General features: G+C 41.6%; 18 protein-coding genes. 10 read left to right on the forward strand and 8 right to left on the reverse strand.

The genetic code is table 11. From position 1 onward, the window contains the following. Positions 1–364: 364 nt before the first annotated feature. The 3 genes from AB1401_00005 (at position 365) to AB1401_00015 (ending at position 4,103) form a co-directional block, all read left to right on the forward strand. On the forward strand, positions 365–1,798 hold the full coding sequence (locus AB1401_00005) for a hypothetical protein (GenBank protein MEW6613844.1): 1,434 nt from the start codon (positions 365–367) through the stop codon (positions 1,796–1,798). A 148-nt stretch (positions 1,799–1,946) separates the two neighbouring features. Continuing rightward, complete coding sequence (locus AB1401_00010) at positions 1,947–3,611, forward strand: methylmalonyl-CoA mutase family protein (protein MEW6613845.1); 1,665 nt, start codon at positions 1,947–1,949, stop codon at positions 3,609–3,611. A 72-nt stretch (positions 3,612–3,683) separates the two neighbouring features. Beyond that, positions 3,684–4,103: a cobalamin B12-binding domain-containing protein gene (locus tag AB1401_00015; GenBank protein ID MEW6613846.1), complete on the forward strand. Its 420-nt coding sequence runs from the start codon at positions 3,684–3,686 to the stop codon at positions 4,101–4,103. A 119-nt stretch (positions 4,104–4,222) separates the two neighbouring features. On the opposite strand, the gene AB1401_00020 is transcribed toward AB1401_00015, so the two are convergent. Together AB1401_00020 and AB1401_00025 are read right to left on the reverse strand one after the other, a co-directional pair. Then, positions 4,223–6,232 (reverse strand): PAS domain S-box protein, encoded by a 2,010-nt coding sequence (locus tag AB1401_00020; GenBank protein MEW6613847.1) that lies wholly within the window; start codon positions 6,230–6,232, stop codon positions 4,223–4,225. Continuing rightward, positions 6,214–6,405, reverse strand: a complete 192-nt coding sequence (locus AB1401_00025) for a hypothetical protein (GenBank protein ID MEW6613848.1) — start codon at positions 6,403–6,405, stop codon at positions 6,214–6,216. The genes AB1401_00020 and AB1401_00025 overlap by 19 nt, the downstream gene beginning before the upstream one ends. A gap of 275 nt (positions 6,406–6,680) precedes the next feature. Between AB1401_00025 and AB1401_00030 the strand changes: the two genes are divergently transcribed. Further along, complete coding sequence (locus AB1401_00030) at positions 6,681–7,691, forward strand: ABC transporter ATP-binding protein (GenBank protein ID MEW6613849.1); 1,011 nt, start codon at positions 6,681–6,683, stop codon at positions 7,689–7,691. Here AB1401_00030 and hemC read toward each other — a convergent pair. The 6 genes from hemC to AB1401_00060 all read right to left on the reverse strand — a co-directional run bounded on the left by hemC (position 7,662) and on the right by AB1401_00060 (position 13,417). Continuing rightward, the gene (gene hemC / locus AB1401_00035) at positions 7,662–8,597 is read right to left on the reverse strand and encodes a hydroxymethylbilane synthase (protein ID MEW6613850.1); all 936 of its coding nucleotides are present in this window, start codon (positions 8,595–8,597) and stop codon (positions 7,662–7,664) included. The two genes, AB1401_00030 and hemC, sit on opposite strands and share 30 nt — an antisense overlap. 39 nt (positions 8,598–8,636) lie before the next feature. Beyond that, positions 8,637–9,350, reverse strand: coding sequence for a cyclic nucleotide-binding domain-containing protein (locus AB1401_00040; GenBank protein ID MEW6613851.1), 714 nt, complete (start codon positions 9,348–9,350; stop codon positions 8,637–8,639). Between the two features lie 175 nt (positions 9,351–9,525). Then, positions 9,526–10,660 (reverse strand): peptide chain release factor 2 gene (gene prfB / locus AB1401_00045; protein MEW6613852.1). Its coding sequence is split into 2 segments (ribosomal slippage): positions 9,526–10,572 and positions 10,574–10,660, totalling 1,134 coding nucleotides; the frame shifts between segments, so codons are not numbered across the junction. Between the two features lie 43 nt (positions 10,661–10,703). Then, entirely contained in the window at positions 10,704–12,272 is a 1,569-nt protein-coding gene (gene lnt / locus AB1401_00050; protein MEW6613853.1) for an apolipoprotein N-acyltransferase, read from the reverse strand. Between the two features lie 125 nt (positions 12,273–12,397). Next, complete coding sequence (locus AB1401_00055) at positions 12,398–12,586, reverse strand: hypothetical protein (GenBank protein ID MEW6613854.1); 189 nt, start codon at positions 12,584–12,586, stop codon at positions 12,398–12,400. Between the two features lie 189 nt (positions 12,587–12,775). Then, positions 12,776–13,417 carry a CBS and ACT domain-containing protein gene (locus tag AB1401_00060; protein ID MEW6613855.1) on the reverse strand — a complete coding sequence of 214 codons (642 nt, stop codon included), beginning with the start codon at positions 13,415–13,417 and terminating at the stop codon, positions 12,776–12,778. Positions 13,418–13,622: 205 nt separating this feature from the next. On the opposite strand from AB1401_00060, the gene plsY reads away from it, so the two are divergent. The 6 genes from plsY (at position 13,623) to AB1401_00090 (ending at position 18,159) form a co-directional block, all read left to right on the forward strand. Then, a complete protein-coding gene (plsY, locus tag AB1401_00065; GenBank protein MEW6613856.1) occupies positions 13,623–14,207 on the forward strand; it encodes a glycerol-3-phosphate 1-O-acyltransferase PlsY in 585 nt (194 codons plus the stop codon). A 97-nt stretch (positions 14,208–14,304) separates the two neighbouring features. Next, complete coding sequence (gene gcvH, locus AB1401_00070; GenBank protein ID MEW6613857.1) at positions 14,305–14,691, forward strand: glycine cleavage system protein GcvH; 387 nt, start codon at positions 14,305–14,307, stop codon at positions 14,689–14,691. 40 nt (positions 14,692–14,731) lie between these two features. Continuing rightward, positions 14,732–15,748 carry a hypothetical protein gene (locus AB1401_00075; GenBank protein ID MEW6613858.1) on the forward strand — a complete coding sequence of 339 codons (1,017 nt, stop codon included), beginning with the start codon at positions 14,732–14,734 and terminating at the stop codon, positions 15,746–15,748. A 197-nt stretch (positions 15,749–15,945) separates the two neighbouring features. Next, the gene (locus tag AB1401_00080) at positions 15,946–16,743 is read left to right on the forward strand and encodes a TPM domain-containing protein (GenBank protein MEW6613859.1); all 798 of its coding nucleotides are present in this window, start codon (positions 15,946–15,948) and stop codon (positions 16,741–16,743) included. 24 nt (positions 16,744–16,767) lie between these two features. Next, positions 16,768–17,499: a hypothetical protein gene (locus AB1401_00085; protein ID MEW6613860.1), complete on the forward strand. Its 732-nt coding sequence runs from the start codon at positions 16,768–16,770 to the stop codon at positions 17,497–17,499. A gap of 84 nt (positions 17,500–17,583) precedes the next feature. Beyond that, the gene (locus AB1401_00090) at positions 17,584–18,159 is read left to right on the forward strand and encodes a LemA family protein (protein MEW6613861.1); all 576 of its coding nucleotides are present in this window, start codon (positions 17,584–17,586) and stop codon (positions 18,157–18,159) included. The last annotated feature ends 79 nt before the right edge of the window (positions 18,160–18,238 follow it).

An 18,238-nucleotide genomic window follows, 5' to 3' on the forward strand; every position in this document is an offset into this window, starting at 1 on the left:
TTCAAATCGCATCTTCCGAACCTCCTGTAATATCTCTGTCCGTCCCATACGTCACCTCCACTGGTGACCATTGTAAACCGGACAGATTATGTGCTACAATACAGGACAGTTTATTTGTTTCTGACAGTTAATCAAAAAACCCTTGCAACCTTGTATAATAAAAAGTAATATACAGAGAACTTTTGTAACTATTCAGGCAGGCGCAAAGGCACAGAGTACCAAAGGCACAAAGTAGGAAAAAACAACGAAACGACCCTGATATGCTTCGTGCCTATGTGCCTTTGCCACTTTGTGCCTGAGTAGTTACGAACTTTTCAAAGATTTCATACAATACCTTTTTGAAAGGAAAAGAAGGGAGGAAACAATGAATCCAATTAACCATATGAGAGACTATATCGAACAGCTCAAAAAAGAAGGGTCCATCAGAACGGAGCTGCCGCCCAGAAAAGAAGAGAGATTCTATAACCCGGCCATTGAGACCTTGCCACGGGATAAGATAGAGGCAATAAGGGACAGCCACATACGCTATATAGTCAAATGGGCATACGAGAAATCCGAGTTCTATCGCAGACTGTGGGACGAGAAAGGAATCAAACCCGATGACATTAATGGCTATGAAGATCTGGAGAAACTGCCCGTATGGAGAAGGGATTCTATACTGAAAGACCAGAAAGATAACCCCCCGTATGGCACCAGGGTAGCTAATGACCTTCTGCCATATGTTAACAAGCTGCACAAATCTGTAGAGAGTTCTGGAACCAGGGTTTTGCTGCCCTGGACATTGGAAGAGTGGAGTATATTTCTCCAGGAGGTTTGGGGAAGAGCATTCTGGATATGCGGATGGAGGCCAGGTGGAGTATATATAGTTCACGTCCCCCTGGAAAGGGGTGATACAAGCAGTTCTCTGACGATGCTAAGCCTGAAGAGATTGGGAATTTTGACGTATGCGGAAGATTACGTAGGATTTATGAGGGACAGAGAAGATGCGATTAATTTTACCTCTCTTTTAAAAACCAACTTCAAACCAATTTGTACCCTCCTCAGCCCAAATTTTTTCTTAAAGCTGGGACACCAATTTGAAAGGATGGGGATTGATTCTCCCTTTGATATAGTCAATATCAAGGGAAAGGCTATTACACCAAAAATGCGTCAGGAGATAGCATCACTCCATAAAAAGGCAATGTTGAATTACGTATACGAAACAACGGAATTAATCCTCTTCCCAGAGTGTTCATGGTCAGCGGAGAGGGGACTGAGTCAGATACACGAGCCCGAGGACCTGTATGTTTCAGAATCTGTTGACCCTGAAACCGGTAAAAGGGTCTTTCAGGGAAAAAGGGGAGAATTAGTGGTAACATCTCTCTTTCATCATACCATGCCCCTTATCCGGTTCGGAACAGAAGATGTTATCCCCAATGAGTGGACTACAGAGCCTTGCGGATGTGGGATAACACATAAGAGATGGCTTGCACCGGTCATTGGGTCTGTAAAAAATATCTTTAAGGTTAGGGGTAAAGAATTTCTACCATGGGATGTTGAGTTGATCATAGCTGACATACCCAGTACAACTATGGTCTATCAACTAATACTGGATGATTGGAATATGGACACTCTTAAATTAAAAGTGGAAACCTTCAGGGATCTTCCTCACCAAGATTATGAAAGGGAAGTAAAGAAGATACTAGTAGAAAAACTGGGAGTCCCTGTTGCCTTAGAGTTGGTTCCATCCAAGACAATCCCTGTATATCCTGGTAGTTTTAAGTTTGAAAACGTTGTTGACGTCAGAGGGAGAAAATAAAGGGAATCTGGGTCGAACTGCTAATTATGGGGAAAGACTCAAATAAGTTGACTGTCATTGCGAGCGGCAACGAAGCAATCCCAGAAGATTGCCACGTCGTTGGCCTTTGGCAAACTCCTCGCAATGACTGCTTTAAAGGAGGATATTAATGGAGGACAAGTTTGAAAAACTCGCAAAGGCATATAAAGAGGGGGCGAGTCGACTTAAAACATGGTCGGGATTTGAAGTAAAAGAGGTTTATAAGCCCGAGGATGTAGAAGGGATTGATTACAATAAGGACATAGGCCCCCCTGGTAAATATCCTTTTACGCGGGGGATACACTCCGATATGTTCAGGGGGAGAATCTGGACTAAACGGGAGGTCTGTGGCTACGGTACTCCTGAAGACGTTAATGGTAGGGTTAAGTACCTGATTGAACAGGGGCAGACAGGGTTAAACGTGATCTTCGATTTGCCTACAAATTTTGGAATTGATTCTGACCACCCCTTTGCTGAAGGGGATGTCGGGGTCCTCGGTATGCCATACAACTCATTGGTCGATATGGAAAAGCTGATGGAAGGTATCCCCATGGAGACAGTGAGCATGTCTCTTATTGCCTCATCATGTAGCGCACCTGTGGTAATGTCTCAGTACGTGGCACTGGGCAAGAAAAGGGGATTAGATATATCGAAGTTTAGGGGTACTATCCAGAATGATCCTGCCCACCACTATTACAGCGGGTACAGGGACAAATTTTTACCTATAGATGTAATGGTCGAAAATGCGATAGATATTGTAGAGTACTGTGCGAGATACATGCCATCATGGTATACGATGAATATAAATATGTACGACTTGCGTGAACAGGGGATAAATGCTGCCCAGGAGATTGCCTTTGGTTCAGCTTTTGGCATTGATTACGTGAAGAAAAGTTTAGAGCGGGGGCTGGATATAGATAGTTTTGCACCCAGGATTGCCTTTTACTGTTCTGCCCACATAGACTTCTTTGAAGAGATAGCAAAGCTCCGGGCTGCACGGAGGCTATGGGCAAGAATCATGAAGGAGAGGTTCGGGGCAAAAGACCCAAGGTCATGGAAGTTCAAATTCGGTGTTCATACTGCTGGCTGTTCACTCGTTCCCCAACAGCCTTTAAATAATATAATTCGAGTGGCATACGAAGCTATGGCTGCTGTTCTCGGTGGGGTGCAATCACTCCACTGCTGTTCCTACGATGAACCTATCTGCCTCCCTACTGAGCAGTCTCACAGACTGGCATTGAGAACCCAGCAAGTCCTGGCATATGAAACAGGGGTAGCAAGCGTGGCTGATCCCCTGGCAGGCTCTTATTACATTGAAAACCTCACCAACAGGATTGAAGAAGAAGCAGTAAGCATTATGAACGAGATTGAAGAGATGGGTGGTATGATAGCGGCGGTAAAGAGAGGTTGGTATGAAAAGGAGATAGAAAAGGCATCACTAGAGTATCAGAAAGAGGTAGAAACTAAGGAACGACTTGTCGTCGGGGTAAATGAATTTACCATACCACCTGAAGAGGATACAAAAGAGGAGGTTCATGTAACCCCGCCTGAATCAATCACAAAACAGATAGCGAATGTGAAAAAGCTTAAGGAAACAAGAAACAAGGAAAGGGTTAAGAAACAGTTAGACATTTTATACAGGATGGCACAGGAGAAAGAAAAAAGGGAGAATCTGCTTCCCTTCATAATAGATGCTACATCTTCCTATGCTACTATAGGTGAAATCTTGGGGACTATCAGGATGGCAAACGGATTGAGTTATGATCCCCTTGATATAGTGAAACCGCCGTTTTAGGCAATAGTAGGGGCAAACCTGCGTGTTTGCCTCAAAAGGGTTGAGAAGTTGATAAGGGAGCACAGAATCGCTATGAATTTAAAGAAAAAAACAAAGGTTTTAATTGCCAAGGTTGGGTTAGATGGTCACGACAGGGGTGCCAGGGTGATAAGCCAGATGTTAAGAGATAAGGGGATGGAAGTGGTTTACACAGGAACACTTCAAACGCCTCACACGGTTGTTAAGACTGCCGAGGAAGAAGATGTGGACGTTATTGGGCTAAGCTTCTTAGCTGGAGGGCATATTCCCCATACCAAAAGCATAATAAACCTTCTTAATGAGAAAAAGCTGGACAATATACTTATAATACTTGGAGGGGTAATCCCAAAACAAGATATCCCCATCCTTAAAGAACTCGGTGTAAGTGAGGTCTTCAGGGCAGATTCGGGAGTAGAGTCCATTGTTAAACACATCCAGGAAAATACCAGATGTAACCCTACTCGTAACAGTTAACGATTCTCAGTTAACAGTTTACGGTAATTATAACAGCAGGCTTAAGCCCGCTGTTATATAAAGCTTGAAGCATTTTTGCCAACTGTTAACTGCAAACTCTAAACTGTTAACTGATATCCTTACTCATGGATAGTTATTCTATCGCCACCTAATCGTTTCGCAGTGTACATGGCATTATCCGCATGCCTAACGAATGTTTCCAGGTCATATTCTAAGCGGTATTCAACCAAACCAATACTGAAAGTGACATCAACCAATCCATTATTATTAAAGGATGTCCTTATCCTTTCAGCAACTGGTAATGCCTGATCTTTGTCAGTCTCCGGCAAGACAACTACAAATTCATCCCCGCCATACCTGTATCCTGAATCAACATTTTCACGGATACTATTAGCAACTACCTTTCCAACCTCATATAAAACCTTATCGCCTTCTAAATGACCATACGTATCATTGTAATACTTAAACCTATCGACATCGAATAATAACAGAGAAAGGGGATGTTTGAGCCGCTTAGCCCTCTCTACCTCTCTCTTCAATTCATTATAGAAATGCCTCTGGTTATAGAGCCCTGTTAAGTTGTCTGTTATTGAGAGCTTTTCTAATTCTTTTTGCAGCTTTTTATTTTCAGTGATGTCTTTATAAATCCCAAGGCTGCTTATAATTTCTCCTTTATCATCCCGTAAAAATGAGACAGAAACACTTATAGGGATAGTGCGACCATCCTTTGTTATAAGGGCAGTTTCGTAATTTCTCAATTTCCCTTCTTTGCGTACCAGCTTCATTATCTTCCTTGCTTCCCCCATTCCCCCAACATAATACTTCGATATATGAGTATCCAGGATATTTCCCCTCTTATAACCCAGCATTTCCTCTGCCCCTTTACTAGCAAGGGTAATATTACCTTTGTTATCCAGTGTAGTAATCCCGTCTATTGATCCCTCAATAACACTCTCTAAAAAGTCCTTTATTTTCCTTAACTCTATTTCTATCCTCTTCTTTTCTGTTACATCCTTACCTATTGCGACTATCCCAACCGCTCTACCCTCTTTGTCTCTTAAAAGATCATAGGACATACTAAGGGTAATGGGCGTCCTGTCTTTTTTGATAAAGTCTAATTCTCCAAAATGCAGCCTGCCTTCTTTCTTGACAATCTTACCGATTCTCTTTGCCTCCTCCAATCCGCCAGCATAATACTGTGATATATGGGTCTCAAATACCTCCTCCTTTCCATAACCAAACATCCTCTTTGTCCCACTATTTGCAAAGGTGATCTTTCCATCCATATTAGTAACAACTATGGAATCTGTTGAACTCTCTAAGATTCTCTCCAGAAAATCCCTTGTCTCCTTTAACTCATTCTCCGTCCGCTTCCGCTCGGTGATATCACGTCCCTCAGGCACTAAATATTTAACTTTTCCCTTTTCATCATAAATCGGGTGCATACTAAATTCGATCCAAATCAGGCTGTCAGCCATATGGGCTTGAATCTCTTGGACCAATGTCTTTCCTGAAGCACATGCCTCTATATTTTCCTTAATCACTTCTCTTGCTTCCTCGGAGTATGCCCACCAATAGGTATCATAAAACATCTTTCCCACAACATCTTCCAGTTTGATTCCAGCAGCAAGCAGAGGCGTATTGTTTACAAATATAAGTTTTCCAGTGGGTTCCAAAACGCCAACAAAAGTCAGCATGTCGTTCAAGGTGCCAGAAAAGAACTCTTCCCTCTCCCGCAGGGCATCCTCCATCCTTTTCATCTTCGAGATGTCTCTGGCCATCCCCAGTGTACCTGTTATCTCGCCTTTAGCATCTCTTAAGAAGGATATAGAAACCAAGGTGGGGATTTCTCTCCCATCCTTGGATATAAAGACTATCTCATAGTTCTTTATCCTCCCATCTTTCTCCAATGCCCTCATTATCCTTTTTGCCTCTTCTTTACCATCTTTATAGAATAGCGATATATGCCTCCCAATCGCCTCTTCGTTCTTGTAGCCCAAAAATTCTTCTGTCCCTTCCCCCAAGAAGGTTATTATCCCCCTTAAATCCGTAGTCACCATAGGATCTACTATACAATTTATCAGACTTTTCATGTACTCTTTAGTCAGTGTTAATTCTTCTTTTCCCATTCATTCACATCCTCCGGGGTATGTATTCCAACCCCTAAAAAGGTGATAAAAACAGCAACTGTTAAGCCGACAATAATATTCGACCTGTCAAAGAAGAAAGCCAGGTATAATGAAGAAATAAGCACAATCAAAGCGGCTACAGGAATCAAAAATTTTGCCCGAATGTTTACCAATTCTAATATCTCCCTTCCCAGATTGATTTACAGGACTTCATCTCCCTCATTTTATGCTTTGAAAAACTATGTTCTTTCAGACCTGTCAGGCAGAAGCCCTTGACATAAAAAACAATTTAAGTTATACATGCGTAAAATGAGCTATTTTTTTATCGAAAATCCTATAGCTCCTGTTTTTGCGAGTTCGCCCAAGGTGCCAAAGCACTTTCCTGAAATAATGAGATTGCTTCGCCCGCCTCTGACGGGCTCGCAATGACATCAAAGGATCGCTTAACTTGAACCTTCAAATCCTTGAATCCTCGAACCCGAATAAAAGATTACTTGATATTATAAACCTGGAGACACACTTCATCACAGACCAGGGGACTGTAAGGGCCGTTGATGAGGTGAGTTTACATCTGGATGAGGGAGATACCCTTGGCTTAGTAGGAGAATCAGGGTGCGGAAAGAGTGTAACTGCCCTCTCTATTATGCGATTGATCCCTAACCCGCCAGGAAAGATTGCGGGGGGTGAAGCAATTTTTGAAGGCCACGACCTCTTTAAGCTCAAAGAGGCTGAGATGCGTAAGATCAGGGGGAATAAGATATCCATGATATTCCAGGAGCCTATGACCTCTCTAAACCCCGTCTTCAAGATCGGAGATCAGATCTCAGAAGTTATAAGGCTTCATCAGGGTGTTTCAAAAAAAGATGCCATTGATATATCCGTGAGTATGTTAAAACTGGTTGGGTTCCCATCCCCGGAGAGAAGGATAAAGGAATATCCCCACCAGATGAGCGGAGGAATGCGGCAGAGGGTGATGATTGCTATGGCTCTATCATGTAAACCAAAATTAATGATTGCCGACGAACCGACTACCGCTCTTGATGTAACAATCCAGGCTCAAATTATGGATCTGATGAGTCGGCTTAAAGCAGAAATGGGGATGTCAATTATACTCATTACACATGACCTAGGAGTAATCGCAGAGTCTGCGGAGTCCGTGGCTGTTATGTATGCCGGTAAAATAGTAGAATATTCTAACGTAGTTAACCTTTTCGGAAACCCCAAACACCCCTATACCAAAGGGCTTATGACCTCATTGCCAAGAATAAATGGAGGCGGAACAGGCAAAAAAAGATTAGAGGTTATACCGGGAATGGTGCCCGGACTATCAGATCTCCCCAAAGGATGCAGATTTTCCCCAAGGTGCAAGTATGTTATGCCTGTGTGTACTGAACAGAACCCTATCCTAAAAGAGCACACAGAAGGACATCTAGTAAGCTGCTGGACGTACCTCTCTTAGAATCTCTCCTGCCCCCTTAGCCAACAGCTTTTCAGCCAGTTTCTCACCCAATATAACCGGATTATTAGGATCTCCTTCCACGCTGTCTCTTAATATTACTCTGCCATCTATACTGCCTACTATACCACAAAGAGCTAAAACCCCGTCATTGATTTCAGCCAGGGCAGCTATTGGAACCTGACAGCCTCCCTCTAACCTTTTCAGGAATGTCCTCTCTGCTATAATTGAGGTTTCCGAATCAGGAGAATTCAGAAAATCTACAATCTCATTGCTCTTATCATCATCAACCCGGATTTCAATCCCAAGAGACCCCTGCCCTATAGCTGGAAGCATAATCTCGGGCGGGATAAACTCTGAGATTCTATCTTCCCAACCCATCCGTTTTAACCCTGCGGCAGCCACAATAATGGCATCCAGAGGATGGGTCTTTAACTTTTTCAACCTTGTGTCCAGATTACCCCTCAGGGCTACCACGTGAAAACTTTTGCAGAAATGCAGAAGTTGTGCCTGCCTCCTCAAGCTGCTCGTTCCTATCCTGGAATTTAGAGGCAAGTCTCCAAGTTTTATATTATCCCTTGAGATCAGAGCATCTCTGAAATCTTCTCTTTCTGTTATTGCCTTTATAATTAAGCCCTCTGGCAAAACCGTAGGGACATCTTTCATACTATGAACCGCAATATCTATCCTATCATCTAAGAGGGCATCTTCAATCTCTTTTAAAAAAAGCCCCTTACCCCCCACTTTTGCTAATGGAACATCTGTGATTTTATCTCCTCTGGTCTTTATCTTTTCCAAGCTGCACTGTATACTCGGGTATCTCTTCTCTAACTGTTCCTTTACCCAATTCGCCTGCCATAATGCAAGCCGGCTTGAACGTGTACCGAGCCGTATTCTATCCTTTACCATAGTCCTTCCATAACCGTTCGCATTCAGCCAAAAAGGGTTTTACTCTAAATGAAACCACTTACGGTTATTTAGCCACCATTTCCCCATAGAAACAATCTGCTCATTTAGAGACCTGATTCTTGTACTACATATCTGCAATATTTTCATCGTCATCTTTATAGCCAAGTCCTTGTCTTCCTCAATTATTTTAGAAAAATCCAGGTCACTGATTTCCAGAATACGGGTGTTTGTCATGGCAACAATGGAAGCTGAAGGAGGAAGGTTATCAAAAAAGGACACCTCTCCAAAGACATCACCGTCTTCTAAAACAGCTATGGTCTTAGCTGAACCCCCAGTTATATCTTTCAAAACCTTAACTTCTCCTGAGTAGATAATGTTTAATGTCCCTTTTTCTTTCCCTTCGGTTATTATCGATTCATCTTTGGCATAAGCAACATCCTTGCAATAGGGAAGAATCTTCCCAATCTCCTTCTCATTGAAACCATTAAAAAAAGCCAAGTTTTTTACACTATTGACTTTAATATCCGTGGCAATCTCTATCCTTCTTCTGAATCTCTTTTCTGAGATTATCAAATTGCTCAAAGGGCAATAGTTAATTATTCCTGATACAAAGGAGTATATGCCAACGAATAAGGCGATAATCCTGGCAGTGAAGCTTAAATACTCGCCCCCATAAAAGAAAACAGCACCAATAAGTATTACGCCCCCTAAAACCCGAAGCCCTCTGTCCATTGTGTATTCTTTTCTTCCCAAAAAGATTCACCCCCTTATTACTGAAATTATAACCTTTCACAGAATTCCCAATGAGAACTTTGAAAAACTATGTTTCTTTTGAGGTAACTATTCAGCTTTTATCTAAAGCCCTGTATTTTAGACAGCCGATCCGCCTCGAATCCTTGAATCCTTGACCCCTTGAATCCTCATGGTTTCACCAACTTTTTTGGAGATGATCCTTATTGGAAAGTAAAAAGGCATCAATTAACTGATCGATACCTCCATCCAATACAGCGTCTACATTACCTATCTCTTTGTTTGTCCTATGGTCCTTGACCATCCTGTAAGGATGCAGTATGTAAGAACGTATCTGGCTTCCCCATGCAATCCCCTTCTTATTGCTATGGAGTTCACTCATCTCCTCAGCCCTTTTTTCCAGCTCCAACTCGTAAAGCTTGGATTTAAGAACCTTCATTGCCATAGCCTTGTTCTTATGCTGAGACCTCAAATTCTGACACTGTACCACAATACCTGTTGGGAGGTGTGTAACCCTCACTGCCGAATCGGTTTTATTGACATGTTGCCCACCAGCTCCGCTGGCTCGAAATGTATCAATTCTTAGCTCATCATCATTTATATCCACATCGAACTCATCTTCAATGTCAGGGTATACGAATACAGAGGCAAATGAGGTATGCCGCCTCCCACCAGCATCAAAAGGTGATATCCTAACCAGCCTGTGTATCCCTATTTCTGCTTTCAGAAGACCGTAAGCATAATCTCCCTCCATAGTAAAGGTTACACTCTTTAGCCCTGCCTCATCGGCACCCAGGTAATCTATAATCTCTGTCTTAAACCCCTTACTTTCAGCCCATCGTAAATACATCCTCATTAACATCTGTGCCCAATCCTGGGCTTCAGTACCACCAGCCCCGGCATGAATGCTAACAATAGCATTATTAAAATCATTCTCTCCTCCCAGCATCCGCTTGACCTCCATCTCCAATGCCTCTTCTTCTATCCTGTCAAGGCTTGCTTCGATCTCAGCAACAGTTTCTTCATCACTCTCCTCTTCTACAAGTTCCAGGAGGACTCCCACATCCTCAACTTTCTTTCTCTGCTCTTCCCACTGATTTACCAGATTATGAAGAGCTTTACCCTCTTTTAAAACCAGCTGTGCCCTTTCTTTATCGTCCCAAAAATCAGGTTTTGCCATCAACTTTTCTATATCCCCTAAACGTAAATTTATCCCGGCTATATCAAAGATGGCCTCGAAGATCATCCATTTTCTTTTTCAGCTCTTTAAACCTCTCTTGAACGTCGTTTAACACTTTTGGTTCTCCTCCCATTTGTCCCGTTTAGAGATAAATCGTCCTGTAGTTTTTTAACATTTCACTTGAATCCTTGACCCCTTGACTCCTTGAATCCTTTCCTCGTGACTATTATTAATATTAATGTAATTCCCAAACATATCCTGGCAAAAATGTCTCCATATCTTGTATAAAAGGTATGGATCTCAACTAAAGGAACCCTGTCTACGAGAAACCCTTTTGTAAATATCTCTGTTGTAGCTCTTATCTTTCCCGTAGCATCGATAAATGAACTGATGCCTGTATTGGCAGCCCTGGCTACAAAGACCCTGTTTTCAACTGCCCGAAAAGTCACCATAGAAAGATGCTGATATGGAGCGGACGTCTCTCCAAACCAGGCATCATTGGTTATATTTACTAAAACATTTGCCCCTTTTTTGACGAATTTTCTAACCAGGTCAGGGAAAATGCCCTCATAACATATAAAAACGCCAAGTCTTCCCATGGGAAATTCCAATGGCTCAACCCTTTTACCTGAGGAAAAATCACCGATCCCTTCAACAATCTTATCAATAAAATACAGATACTTACCAAAGGGGACATACTCACCCAAAGGAACTAAATGGATCTTATCGTACCTCCCAAACAGATCGTTATCAGGTGAAATTAAAAAGGCACTGTTGAAATACTCTATCTTCCCCCTACTCTCCTTATAGGCAGGACTTCCGAACAGAAGGTATGAATCAGTTTCTTTAGAGATATCAATGATCAGATTCCTATACTTATCATAAGATTGGAAGAAAAAGGGGGTGGCCGCCTCCGGCCAAACAATCAGACTGGGACTGGACTTAGCAGCCTGATAACTCAGGTCTCTGTATATTTTAAAGGTACTGTCCTGAAATGCAGGATCCCATTTCCTGCTCTGATCGATATTACCCTGTATAAGCGCAACCTTTATATCTGAGAATGTTTGAGCCTTATCACTGACATCAGATAGCCGCCACCCTCCGTAACTAAAAGCTATCATCAAGAGAAGAAAGGTAAAGGCAGCCTCTTTATAAAACCTTTGCTCATTCTTTGAAAACCGGCAGTAAGATATATTAAACAATAGAGCATTTACTAAGACAATTAAGAAACTTATCCCATAGACCCCAGTAATATCAGAAACCTGGATAAGGGGCAGAATTAAAAACTGGGAGTATCCCAAACTCTCCCAGGGGAAACCTGTAAACAGGAAAGACCTGACATATTCTAAAGAAACCCAGATAAATGGGGCTGTAGTGACTTCCTTTAAACCAATCCTGCTCTCAATATATCTTACCAAGAATGCAAAAGCACCAATGAAAAGACTTAAATAAGATACAAGAAGCAGTAGAACAAAAACACTGAGTATACAGTTAAGGTTGCCATAACGAGAAACCGCAACGAAAACCCAGTATACCAGACCCAAAAAGAATACAAAACCAGTGATTGACCCCAGATAAAAACTATGGTGCAGTCTCTTTCCCTGAATTGCATAGAACAATGGGATAAGCGAAAACCAGGCAATTATTTCCAGATTAAACCTGGGAAATACAGTAACGAGCAATAAACCAGAAGATACAGCAAGTAATATGTCTCTCGATGCTATAGATGATTTATCCTTGATCACTGCCCTTCTTTATTACTTCTGAGTAACTTTAAAAAGTTACTTCTTGATAAACCGCCCCTGCGGGGCGTGGGTCGCTAACGATTAAAATTTCTCGATTCGCTGAAATGACGAGTTGTTGAGACTTCTTACTTGGCTTTATCTTCGAATTTATCTTCCATTATTTGATGAAATAGTTTAACAGCTCTATCCAACTGACTTTTTGAAAAGTATTTAGCCCTTTCGTGAAAATACTGACAGGCAGGATAACGTATACTAAAATCCGACACATCCTTCTCAATTGATTCAATCTCTTTAATAAAATCCTCTTCTTTCACTTGAAAATGTCCCTCTTCCTCTCATTGCGAACCCGCCAGAGGCGGGCAAAGCAACTCTCCCCTTTTTTTTCAACAGCACACTTAAGTGTGCTGTTATAGGGGTCGCTCACCTATAGCGAACTGACATTTTCTATGTCCTTTGTGTCTCTTTGAGGCATGCAGAGTTCACCTTATAAAATACCCCCAATGTTATCCACTTACTGCTGATACTACCTCATAGCCGTTATCTTCAATAGCTTTGGCGATAGAGTTTATGTCATCTGTATCCAGACGGAAATAGTAAACCCTTTTTTCCTTTCCTTCATGGGGTGACATACCAACGCTTATAATTTCAGCACCATTTTCTCTGATTATTTTAGAGACATTTTGGAATGCTTCAGCATCCTCACCCAAAGCTACATCTACCCTTGAGCTGTATTTTATAACTCCCATAATCTCTATAAATACCTCTAATATATCGGTCCCTGTAATCATCCCAATCAGCTTATCCCCTTCCACAACAGGCAGTCCTCCAATCTTATAATGCTGGAGAAGTATTGCCGCCTCTTCCACGTCGGTCTGGGGAGTAACTGTAATAGGGTCTTTTGTCATAATCTCCCCCACAGTAGAGAATTTTGATGTAAAATAGTATGTCTGTTCTGACCCTTCAGATTTTGACGGTATTAAAACCTGGCGAAGATCAGTGTTCGTTATGATTCCTACGAGTTTTTCGCCGTCTAATACCGGGATATGACGTATTTTTTTGGACTTCATGAGTTCAAAAGCCTTTTTAACATCGTCCTTAATCTTAATTGTTATAACTTTCCCCGATATTATGTCTCCTACTAACATGACAGTTACCTCACCATCTCAAGTTTTGTTATTCATGTTTATAGTACTTTTGTTGTAATATTCTATTCCAAAGGTTACATTTTGTCAATGCTTATAAAATCTTTGCTGCTTGACATACATGGCAAAATCATTTAATATCTTTCTTAAATTCTTAGATCAAATCTGTTCTTCCAGGTAGGACTTAAGGAAGAAAGATGAGGCCAATATGACTTCCTTAGGAATACTCCTTGTTGTCTTTGCCTATCTTTTTGGATCCATACCTACGGGCGTTATACTTTCCAGACATTTTGGTAAAATAGATATCAGAAAGGAAGGTAGTGGAAATATAGGAGCAACCAATGTGTACAGAACTCTGGGAAAGACCCTGGGAGTATTAACCCTTATAGGGGATGTACTAAAGGGAATGATACCTGTAATCACTGCCATCTGGCTACTAAAATCAGAGGGCTGGATAGGTCTAACAGCCCTTTCAGCCTTCATCGGTCATATATACCCAGCTTTCCTGAAGTTCAAGGGTGGCAAGGGAATAGCTACAGCACTGGGTGTCTTCGTAATCATTGTTCCGTGGGCTATTTTATTGGCTTTTCTCGCATTTGCAGGCACGCTATACAAATGGAGATATGTATCTCTTGGTTCAATGGTAGCCGTAGTAAGTCTCCCCATCTGGATCATTGTCCTATCCTATTCAAGTATCTACGCTATTTATAGTATTATTATAGCCTGTTTAGTAGTCTACCGACATAAAGAGAATATTCAACGACTAGTAAGGAAAGAAGAATCTCGTTTTTAAACGCCTTTTAATTATTTTTCAAGAAACCGAGAAGGATACTGAGGTAATTCAGCAGATGAGGTTTTGACAGTATAGAATAACAGGAAAGGAACATATAATGAACTTACCAGAAGAGTTGAAATATGGTAAACAGCATGAGTGGGCAAAGGTTGAAGGCAATCAGGTTACTGTGGGAATTACTGATTTTGCCCAGAGCGAACTTGGAGAAGTAGTATACATCGAACTCCCGGCAAAGGGAACAAGCGTACAGAAAGACAAACCCTTTGGTATAATAGAATCAGTAAAGGCAGTCTCTGATCTGTATTCTCCTGTGAGTGGTAAGGTAGCAGAAGTGAATGGCGGATTAGAAGAATCCCCGGAAATAGTGAATGATGACCCTTATGGAGAAGGATGGATGATAAAGATTATACCTTCAGATATATCTGAACTGGATACCCTCCTTTCCGCTAAGGAATACGAGGAGTTTTTAAAAGAGGAAAAGTAAGGGCACGATTTATCGTGCCCTTAAACAAGCGGAGACCACTGTGTCTTTCAGAAGGAAGATAACCAGTACAAAATTCATCGGTTTTCATGGAATCCTGGGATTTCTTGTCCTGATATGCTCTGAGTTTCTAATGCTGAAAGGAATAGAACCCTTTTCTACATGGTTCTATTCCTTTGCATGGTGGTCATATATACTGATTATAGACAGCATTATCTACAGGATAAAGGGGAACTCCTTAATAATAAACAGAACCAGGGAGTTTTTCTTATTAATGCCCTGGTCTATAGTTATCTGGCTTATCTTTGAACTGGCAAATCTTTCCCTTAAGAACTGGTATTATATAAATGTACCAGATATACTCTGGCTAAGGTGGGCAGGATACGCCATGGCATACTCTACCGTATTACCAGGGATATTCGAAACTATGGAACTCCTGGAATCGTTAAATATTTACAAAAATACCTCTATAAAAAGAATTGCCATAACCCCAAAATGGTATCTTATTTTTTATATCACAGGAACGGTTTTCCTGATCGCCCCCCTTGTCCTTCCAAAGTACTGTTTCCCTTTAATATGGGGGAGTTTTTTCTTTCTGTTGGAACCTATAAACCACAGATTCAACGGGAGATCTCTTTTAAGAGATTGGGAAAGTGGAACTCCCCGAAAGTTCTATTTATTCCTTACAGCAGGGTTTATCTGTGGCGGGTTATGGGAATTCTGGAATTACTGGGCAATGACCAAGTGGATTTATACCGTACCCTTCTTCGATGAGTTAAAGCTATTTGAGATGCCCCTTCTGGGCTTTTTGGGGTTTCCGCCCTTTGCAGTAGAGTGCTACGTTATTTATAATTTTATCTCCCTATTCCGATATCATCGGGGATGGGAGGAAGACAGTTACATGGTAAATCCTGATAAAAAAACCCCCGTTAGACTAGTTATACTATTGACCGTTATATTACTTGTATTCTTTGCAGCAGTGTTTTATAGTATCGATTCCAAGACTGTAAACTCATATAGATCCCATGTCAACTACCATCGGCTAAAGCCAATGGTTTGAGGGTTCAAGTCCGCCATAGGCGGAAAGGGGTCAAGTGATCAAGGGAGAATTTTCTCTTTACTACTCTCGAATCCTGGAATCCTTGACCCCTCGCACCCTTGTAGCGCAAAAGATCGAACTTAAGTCTTTCCGCCTCAGGCGGAAGTGTTTTTCTCCCATTCCCCGAAGAAGACAACAAAAAAGGATAATACAACCAAATGAAAAAAAACCTCTTTTTAAAAAATATATGCCGGCTAAGATTTTTACCCTTTATATGCGGGTTAATCTTATTAGCCAACCTAGGTACAGCCAAAGCGGAGATAAAATATCCAAAGCCCACAGGGGCAGTCAATGACTTAGCAGGTATTATCTCCCCGGATTACGAGAAACAGATGGAATCATTGTCCCATGAGGTTTTGCAAAAGACCGGAACTTCCATAGTCGTTGCAACAGTGGAGACTGTGGGAGATATAGACTATTCTATATACGCCAATGATCTCTATCAAGCCTGGGGTATAGGGAAAAAAGGAGAGGACAAGGGTGTCTTGATTTTCCTTGCCTTAAAAGAGAGGAAACTCAAAATTGAGACAGGCTACGGTGTAGAAGGAATCCTACCCGATGGGTTGGTGGGTCAAATAAGGGATGATTACATGGTACCTTACCTGAAGAAGAACGAGTTTGGGCAAGGCATATTGAATGGTCTGACCATACTGGCTGCCATAATTGCCAAAGATGCTGGGGTTAAACTGAGTGGCATGGATGACCAGCCAATAGTTAAAATGCCTGTATCGAAAAAGCGAATTTCAGCACTGGGATTTCTTCCCATCCTGTTCTTCATAGTACTCTTCCTGATATTAGCCCGATCCAGAACCGGCGGAATATTGCCCTTATTGTTATTGATGATGATGGGTGGCAGAGGAGGAGGATTTGGAGGTAGTTTTGGCGGTTTTGGAGGAGGCTTCGGTGGCTTTGGCGGCGGTAGTAGTGGTGGTGGTGGAGCCGGCGGCAGTTTCTAAAAGTTAAAACAAGGAGATGGAGCGATGGTAAAAATACCAAAGGAACCCAAAGAGATATTTCAGGAAATAACAAAGGACTTTCAGACAGCCTTTGGCAACGATCTCATGTCTATAATTCTCTACGGCAGTGGAGCCAGCGGAGACTACGTTCCTAAGAGATCAGATTTGAATTTTCTCATAGTTTTAACTGAAGAAGGGATAAATACGCTGGAGAGATCCTTTGAAGTTCTATCAAAATGGCGGAAAAGGAAGGTAAGTATTCCTCTCTTTTTAACAAAGTCTTATATAGCATCTTCTCTTGACACGTTTCCTGTCGAATTCTTGAATATGAAGATGAATCATATATTGGTCTATGGAGAAGACGTGCTTGCGAACCTTTCTTTTGAAAAAGGAAACCTTAGAGTACAGTGTGAAAGAGAATTGAAGGCAAAACTCCTACAGTTGAGGCAAGGGTACCTGGATGCCTCTAAAAGAGTGAGAAATCTGAGTCTCCTTATAGTCAGCTCAATCCCGGCTTTCATCGCCATATTCAGGGCATTACTCTATCTAAAAGACATAGAAGTGCCTGTCAAAAGGGAAGATACAGTCTCTCGTGTCTGCGAAGAATTTGATCTGGACCATGGGCTATTTTCAACCCTTCTCGGTGTTAAGAATAAGGGGAAAAAATCCTCAAAAGGGGAGATGGATTGGTTAATACACAGATATATAACTGAGGTAAGACGGCTCTCATTAATTGTCGATAAGATGGATATGTGATCCAGACATTAAGACTATAGACCTCAGACATTAGACTGAAGGCTGAATAGTTACAACTAATCTTAATTTTAACAGGAGGGAAAAATGACTAAAACAGGTAAGATATCGCTTATAGTAATAGCAATCATAGTAATCTTTCTTATCTCAACCTATTCTTTTGTAAAGGGGACGTATAACAGATTCGTAACCCTCGAAGAGGGAATAAAAGGTGCGTGGGCTCAGGTGGAAAATCAGCTTCAGAGACGCTATGACCTGATCCCTAATTATGTGGAAACCGTAAAGGGCTATGCCAAACATGAAAGAGAGGTCTTAATCCAGGTAACTGAGGCCAGAGCGAGCGTTGGAGGGGCAAAAACCGTCCAGGAAAAAATTCAGGCAAATAATCAATTATCTACGGCTTTAAGCAGGCTCCTGGTAGTTGTAGAAAGGTATCCTGATTTAAAAGCCAACCAAAACTTCATCCGTCTACAGGATGAACTTGCCGGAACCGAAAACAGAATTGCCGTAGAACGAATGAGATATAACGAGGCAGTCAAAGTATTCAACATCAGGATAAGATCATTCCCAGCAAACATCCTCGCAAACATATTCGGTTTTAAAGAGGCAGCCTTCTTCAAGGCTCCAGAAGAGGCAAAGGCAGCCCCCAAAGTAAAATTTTAATCAGGAAGTCTTTCAGAGGAAACCATCTGAGTCTCTGGTAGTTAACTTAGGAATGCCGCCAGCTTTTGTAGTTTGTATG

It is taken from the genome of Thermodesulfobacteriota bacterium, assembly GCA_040757775.1.
In the GTDB taxonomy this organism is placed as follows: domain Bacteria; phylum Desulfobacterota; class UBA8473; order UBA8473; family UBA8473; genus UBA8473.

Coding starts and splice junctions, on each gene's coding strand:
- hemC (MEW6613850.1), bottom strand. CDS start 8,597: ATGGTAAAGGATAGAATACGGCTCGGTACACGTTCAAGCCGGCTTGCA.
- AB1401_00020 (MEW6613847.1), bottom strand. CDS start 6,232: ATGGGAAAAGAAGAATTAACACTGACTAAAGAGTACATGAAAAGTCTG.
- AB1401_00060 (MEW6613855.1), bottom strand. CDS start 13,417: ATGTTAGTAGGAGACATAATATCGGGGAAAGTTATAACAATTAAGATT.
- plsY (MEW6613856.1), top strand. CDS start 13,623: ATGACTTCCTTAGGAATACTCCTTGTTGTCTTTGCCTATCTTTTTGGA.
- AB1401_00080 (MEW6613859.1), top strand. CDS start 15,946: ATGAAAAAAAACCTCTTTTTAAAAAATATATGCCGGCTAAGATTTTTA.
- AB1401_00085 (MEW6613860.1), top strand. CDS start 16,768: ATGGTAAAAATACCAAAGGAACCCAAAGAGATATTTCAGGAAATAACA.
- AB1401_00090 (MEW6613861.1), top strand. CDS start 17,584: ATGACTAAAACAGGTAAGATATCGCTTATAGTAATAGCAATCATAGTA.
- AB1401_00010 (MEW6613845.1), top strand. CDS start 1,947: ATGGAGGACAAGTTTGAAAAACTCGCAAAGGCATATAAAGAGGGGGCG.
- AB1401_00015 (MEW6613846.1), top strand. CDS start 3,684: ATGAATTTAAAGAAAAAAACAAAGGTTTTAATTGCCAAGGTTGGGTTA.
- AB1401_00005 (MEW6613844.1), top strand. CDS start 365: ATGAATCCAATTAACCATATGAGAGACTATATCGAACAGCTCAAAAAA.
- gcvH (MEW6613857.1), top strand. CDS start 14,305: ATGAACTTACCAGAAGAGTTGAAATATGGTAAACAGCATGAGTGGGCA.